The organism is Rhodococcus sp. NPDC055024 (genome assembly GCF_053608585.1).
This window is the reverse complement of sequence record NZ_JBSGVT010000040.1, coordinates 1-5,489: the sequence shown is the minus strand read 5'-3', so window position 1 is coordinate 5,489 and position 5,489 is coordinate 1. Positions and strand designations below refer to the sequence as shown.

Annotated in this window: 6 protein-coding genes; 2 read left to right on the top strand and 4 right to left on the bottom strand. The window is 63.2% G+C overall.

Annotated features, from left to right (window positions below; translation table 11 throughout):
- Positions 1–233: 233 nt before the first annotated feature.
- Together ACWF6P_RS31670 and ACWF6P_RS31665 are read right to left on the bottom strand one after the other, a co-directional pair.
- Complete coding sequence (locus ACWF6P_RS31670) at positions 234–860, bottom strand: dihydrofolate reductase family protein (RefSeq protein ID WP_452623685.1); 627 nt, start codon at positions 858–860, stop codon at positions 234–236.
- A gap of 178 nt (positions 861–1,038) precedes the next feature.
- Positions 1,039–2,631 carry an adenylate/guanylate cyclase domain-containing protein gene (locus ACWF6P_RS31665; protein WP_452623684.1) on the bottom strand — a complete coding sequence of 531 codons (1,593 nt, stop codon included), beginning with the start codon at positions 2,629–2,631 and terminating at the stop codon, positions 1,039–1,041.
- Between the two features lie 42 nt (positions 2,632–2,673).
- Between ACWF6P_RS31665 and nucS the strand changes: the two genes are divergently transcribed.
- Positions 2,674–3,348 (top strand): endonuclease NucS, encoded by a 675-nt coding sequence (gene nucS / locus ACWF6P_RS31660; protein ID WP_064444085.1) that lies wholly within the window; start codon positions 2,674–2,676, stop codon positions 3,346–3,348.
- Between the two features lie 19 nt (positions 3,349–3,367).
- Complete coding sequence (locus tag ACWF6P_RS31655) at positions 3,368–3,712, top strand: ATP/GTP-binding protein (protein WP_378537840.1); 345 nt, start codon at positions 3,368–3,370, stop codon at positions 3,710–3,712.
- 7 nt (positions 3,713–3,719) lie between these two features.
- Here the strand turns inward: ACWF6P_RS31655 and ACWF6P_RS31650 are convergent, their stop codons facing one another.
- Together ACWF6P_RS31650 and mce are read right to left on the bottom strand one after the other, a co-directional pair.
- Complete coding sequence (locus tag ACWF6P_RS31650; protein ID WP_214890771.1) at positions 3,720–4,763, bottom strand: coiled-coil domain-containing protein; 1,044 nt, start codon at positions 4,761–4,763, stop codon at positions 3,720–3,722.
- Positions 4,764–4,803: 40 nt separating this feature from the next.
- Entirely contained in the window at positions 4,804–5,277 is a 474-nt protein-coding gene (gene mce / locus ACWF6P_RS31645; RefSeq protein ID WP_037131968.1) for a methylmalonyl-CoA epimerase, read from the bottom strand.
- Between the last annotated feature and the right edge of the window lie 212 nt (positions 5,278–5,489).

The following is a 5,489-nucleotide window of genomic DNA, read 5'->3' as shown; positions in this document are numbered from 1 at the left end:
CACTCGACAGGGTGTGGGAGAGTAGGACACCGCCGAACACAATTTAACGACAAGCCCCCCAACCATTCGTGGTTGGGGGGCTTTCTCGTACCCAAGAACACCCCCCAAAACCACCCCCACCCCGCCCCCGTCTTCGAGCGAACGGCACTTTCACCGCTTCTAACGAGATGAACGGTACGTTCACACCATTAGGGGCGGGGGCAAGACTGATGACGACAGGCGCTTTGCCCGGATCAGTCGATTCCGTCGGCGGTGGCTGTTGCATACTTCGGCCGGCCGGTAGGCAGATACCGCTGAATCGTCACACCCTTTGGAGTGGCTCGCGATTCGGCCAGCTCGAGTGCGATGTCCGGTCCGGAGTCGGGAAAGAGTCGCGTGCCCTGGCCTAGGATCACCGGCGCGATCAGCAGGATCATCTCGTCGACGAGATGGTTCGCGAGAAGCCAGCGGCACAAGTTGCCACTGCCGTGCACCTGAATCTCACCGCCGGGTCTGGCTTTCAGTTCGCCGATCGCGGTGGCGGTGTCACCTGTGAGCGCGGTCGTGTTCTTCCATTGCGGATCGGTCAGCGTCGTCGACGCCAAATACTTCGGCCGCGAATTCAAGGCGCTAGCAATGGGGTTGACCTCCGGATTCTCGAACACACCCCAATAGTCGGCGAAGATGTCGTACGTGCGTCGGCCGAACAGGAACGCGTCAGCACGCTGGTAGACCTGGACGAGGAAAGTCATCGCTTCGGCGTCCACCAACGGCGCGGACCACCCGCCGCGCTCGAATCCACCACGCCGATCTTCGTCCGGCCCACCGAGTCCTTGCATCACCCCGTCGAGAGTGACGATGGTAAAGGTCGTCAGTTTCATAGTCGTACCCATCTCCCAGGCGTCGTCGGATTTCCGCTGTTCCGATATAGACCGACGAGAAGCGGGAAAGTCATCGAGCGAACGTGGCGTTCGTCGCCTTGGATCGACCGAAAGTGCCGTTCGCTCAGGGCAGGGCAGGGCAGGGCAGGGCAGGGCAGGGCAGGGCAGGGGTTGGAGGTCAGGGCTGAACGGGGACCGAGTCTGCCGGTGCGGCCTCGGACTCCAGGGCGTCGCAAGGAATCGCGAGCTCGGTCTGTTCGAGACGGCCACGAAGGGTGATGTTCTCGGTGATCGACCAGTGGGCAGCTTCGGCGCTGTCAGCGGCAGCCACAGCCCGTCCGGATGCGGCGAGGTTACCCGGAACCGTCTTGGCGACCTCCGACAGGCGCGCTGCTTCGTTGACCGGATCACCGATGACGGTGTACTCGAATCTTTCTCGCGCACCGACGTTTCCGGCCACGGCAATACCCGCAGCGACGCCGATTCCCGCGCTTACTTCCGGAACTTCGGCACGCAGGCGCTGTTGAATCTTGCGGGCGGCGGCAAGTGCACTGCCGGCATGATCGTCGAGTGTTGTCGGCGCTCCGAAGATCGCCAGCGCTGCGTCGCCCTCGAACTTGTTGACGAATCCACCGTGAGCATCGACCTCGTCGACGATGACGTCGAAGAATCGGTTGAGTAGAGCGACCACCGCGGTCGGGGAGTTGGTGGCCGCGATGGTGGTCGAACCGATGACGTCGACGAAGAGAACGGCAACGTCACGTTCTTCCCCGCCGAGCTCCGGGTTGCGGCGGACCGCGTTTGCGGCAACCTCGTGTCCGACGTGGCGCCCGAAGAGGTCGCGAATTCGCTCTCGTTCGCGCAGTCCCTCGGCCATGCGATTGAAGCCGGTCTGCAGCAGCCCCAGCTCGGTTCCGTCGTACACGACGACGGACGCGGTGAGGTCACCACGGGTGACTTGTTCCATGCCTCGTCGCACGGACCGAATGGGAGCCGCGGCGGACCGAATGTTGATGTACGTCAGCCCGAGTCCGACGCACAGTGTGATCCCGCCGATGACGAGGATCGCGGTCGCGAGTGCTTGCCACGAAGCGGGTCGGATGAAGCTGAAGACCGCTACGAGCATCAAGCCGGTGACGGGGACTCCGCTTCCGAGCAGCCAGACGAGGATTGTCCGGCCGGTCAGTCCGAGAACTGCAGCCTTGCGGGGTGCTCCGGATTCGAGTGCACGCGCAGCAATCGGGCGGAGTGCGAACTCGCTGAGAAGGTAGCAGAAGGCACATGTGGTGATACCGCTGAAAGCCACGGTGAACAGAACTTTCGGAATGGTGTCGGGGTCGACGATTCCGTACATGGTCGTGAAGGTGATGAGCGCGGCCGTCCACAGGACGGCTTGCACTCGGGTCAGTCGCCACGGCCCGCGCAGCGCCGCGCGTTGATTCTGCTCTGTCGGTGAGTGATCCTCGGTGGCCCACCGAAGATCCCGCATCAGCCGTTTGGTGCCCCACAGAAGTCCGATGAGAAAGACACACCCGATGAAGACGGGCACGGCAATGAAGTTGATCCACGCGAATTCGGGGTGGATGATCTCGGGTCCGGGAACCACGAATCCGACGAGCACGATCGCCAGTACCGCTCCGATCAGGTTGGTGACCAGGAGAGGGGCGGTCAGTAGTGCCTGGACGCGGATTCGGCGGCGCCTGGGGCTTTCGTCGGTGGATCCGAGCAGCCACGACCCCAGGGGCGCACTCGGGACACGGCTTCGCTGCATAGTGTGTCGAGAGTAGTCGTAATGATCGCTTAGGGTGGTCCGGTGCGCCTAGTTATTGCTCGTTGCCGTGTCGACTATGTGGGACGCCTGACCTCCCACCTCCCTACCGCAAGACGACTGCTGTTGGTCAAGGCCGACGGCTCGGTCAGCATTCATGCCGACGATCGGGCGTACAAGCCGCTCAACTGGATGAGTCCGCCGTGCTGGTTGGTCGAGACCACCGGAGACGGCGACGACGTCCTGTGGGTCGTCACCAACAAGGCAGGCGAGGAACTTCGGATCACTCTCGAAGAGGTCGAGCACGATTCGTCGTATGAACTCGGTCTCGATCCGGGTTTGATCAAGGACGGTGTCGAGGCACACCTTCAAGAACTTTTGGCGGAGCATGTCGAGACGCTCGGCCCCGGCTACACCCTGGTACGACGCGAGTACATGACGGCCATCGGGCCGGTCGACCTTCTGGTCCGTGACGCGGACGGCGCCTCGGTGGCGGTGGAGATCAAGCGGCGCGGCGAGATCGACGGTGTCGAGCAGTTGACGCGCTACCTGGAGTTGCTCAACCGCGATCCGCTCCTGGCACCGGTCACGGGAGTTTTTGCAGCGCAACAGATCAAGCCGCAGGCAAAGACTTTGGCGAACGATCGTGGAATCCGCTGCCTGGTCCTGGACTACGAGGCCTTGCGCGGCACCGAAAGCACCGAGTTCCGACTCTTCTGACGCTGTTTAGACTCGAACCATGCCGCGCCGCAAACCTTCGCCGAAGCAAACCCGTCGAACGGATCCTCGGCGTACTCAGAACTCGAGCGCTGAGTCGGCGTCACCTAGCGGTGTGTTGTTCGGCGGCGCGCTGGTCCGGGAGGAGCCAGGGCCGGGCGGTGAAATGTACATGGTGCGGCCGATACCCGGCTCCAACGCGACGAAGTTCTACCGGTGCCCCGGCTGTGATCACGACATCAGGCCGGGAGTCGCACACGTGGTGACCTGGCCTTCGGAACCGGGCGGCGCGAACGAGCGTCGGCACTGGCACACCGGGTGCTGGTCAGGCCGCGGAACTCGCAGCCTGACCAGGCGGTGGTCCTGAGCGCCGGTCAGTTCCTGGACTGGGCTCGCTGCTCGACGGCGCGGGTGTCGATCTCGGCGGTGTTCGTCTCGTCCGAGTCCTCGAGAACGTCGTCTTCGTCGATACTCGGTTCTGCGTCGACCTTATCTGCGTCGGCCTTCTTGTCTTCGATCTCGAGATCTTCCTCGGCTTCGACGATGACCGGAGCAGGCGGTGAATCGAGAAGTTCGCTCTCGCGATTGACCGATGCGAGCATGGCCGGAACCGAATCGAGTTGTCCGCGAATTCCCAAGAGCTGGGCCAGGATTCGGCCGCGGAGAACGCGCAGTTCTTCGGTGAGTTCCTTCGCGTGAGCGATCTTGCGCTCGGATTGATCCGTCGCGGCTTGCAGCCTGCGCTGAGCTTCGTGCGACGCATCGGCGAGTCGACGCTCGGCCTCTGCCTTGCTCGACGACTCCAATTCGTTGACGGCGGCGACGACCTTGGCGCGGCGCTCCGACATCGAGATGTCGAAGTCTTCGCGGATCTGAGTGCGCTTGGCCTCGGACTCGGCAGCCAGTCGATCCCGCTCTGCCTGCGCAGCTTCGACGATCCGGGCGGCTTCGGTACGGGCCTGCGCCATGGTCTGCTCGTGCATGGTTTCCATCGCATTGCGACGGTCCTCGAGCTCGGCGATCAACGACTCGTAGTGCCCACGTAGGCGGGCGCCGTCCTGTTCGGCGATGGAGGTCATCTCGGCTGCGTCGGCCTCGGCCTTTGCGCGAACCTCCGAAGCCTCGTCGGAGGCAAGGCGCAGCATGCGGCTGATGCGATCGCTCATGCCCTCCGCAGTGGTGGGCGGAACGGAGAGACGGTCGACGTCCTTGCGGAGGTCGTCGATGTCGTCGCGTGCATCGTCGAGCTGCTTGGCAAGATCGCGGGCCTGCGCGGCGGCAGCATCACGATCGGCTGCTGTAACGCGCAGCTCCGCGTCGAATCGCTCGAAGTAGTTACGTACCTCGTCGCGGTCGTATCCCTTCCGTGCGATCTGGAACGGAAGTTGGATCGAACCGCGGTCCTGCTCGTATGCCATGGCGACAATCTACCTGGCATACGAGCTGGAGTCGGGTCTGCTAGTGGCTCGCGTCGGGTTCGACCAGTTCCACCAGGACGCCGCCGGCATCCTTGGGATGAATGAAGTTGATGCGGGAGTTGGCCGTACCGCGTCGGGGAGCGTCGTACAGCAACCGAACACCGCGGTCGCGAAGCTCGGCGGAGATCGCGTCGATGTCGGTGACTCGGTAGGCGAGCTGCTGGAGTCCGGGGCCGCTTCGGTCGATGAACTTGGCAATGGTCGAGTTCTCGTCGAGCGGCGCGAGCAGCTGAACGGCAGTGGATCCGGCGGGGGAGCCGACGACGGAGAGCATGGCCTCACGCACGCCCTGCGATTCGTTGATTTCCTCGTGGGTCGACACCATGCCCAGGTGCTGCGTGTACCACGCGATTGCCACGTCGAGATCGGGCACCGCGATTCCGACGTGATCGATCGCGACGACGAGGTCGGAGGACAAAGGCGCGAGTGCAGAACTGGGGGAGGTCTGTGTCATACCTTTCACGGTAGCGCTACCGTTTGAGGAGTACACGTCGGGATGTGACTTGGCTCTTAGGCCGCACGGAACCGACGACTATGTCTCTTTTGCAGCCGGAGGAAATCGTGACCAGTTCTGTGATTGTTGCGGGAGCTCGTACCCCGATGGGTCGACTCCTCGGATCGTTGAAAGACCTCTCCGGGTCCGACCTCGGCGGCATCGCCATCAAA

What these genes read in the sequence shown, in the direction of transcription:
- ACWF6P_RS31670 (WP_452623685.1), bottom strand. Translation starts at nt 860, where the DNA reads ATGAAACTGACGACCTTTACCATCGTCACTCTCGACGGGGTGATGCAA.
- mce (WP_037131968.1), bottom strand. Translation starts at nt 5,277, where the DNA reads ATGACACAGACCTCCCCCAGTTCTGCACTCGCGCCTTTGTCCTCCGAC.
- ACWF6P_RS31665 (WP_452623684.1), bottom strand. Translation starts at nt 2,631, where the DNA reads ATGCAGCGAAGCCGTGTCCCGAGTGCGCCCCTGGGGTCGTGGCTGCTC.
- ACWF6P_RS31655 (WP_378537840.1), top strand. Translation starts at nt 3,368, where the DNA reads ATGCCGCGCCGCAAACCTTCGCCGAAGCAAACCCGTCGAACGGATCCT.
- ACWF6P_RS31650 (WP_214890771.1), bottom strand. Translation starts at nt 4,763, where the DNA reads ATGGCATACGAGCAGGACCGCGGTTCGATCCAACTTCCGTTCCAGATC.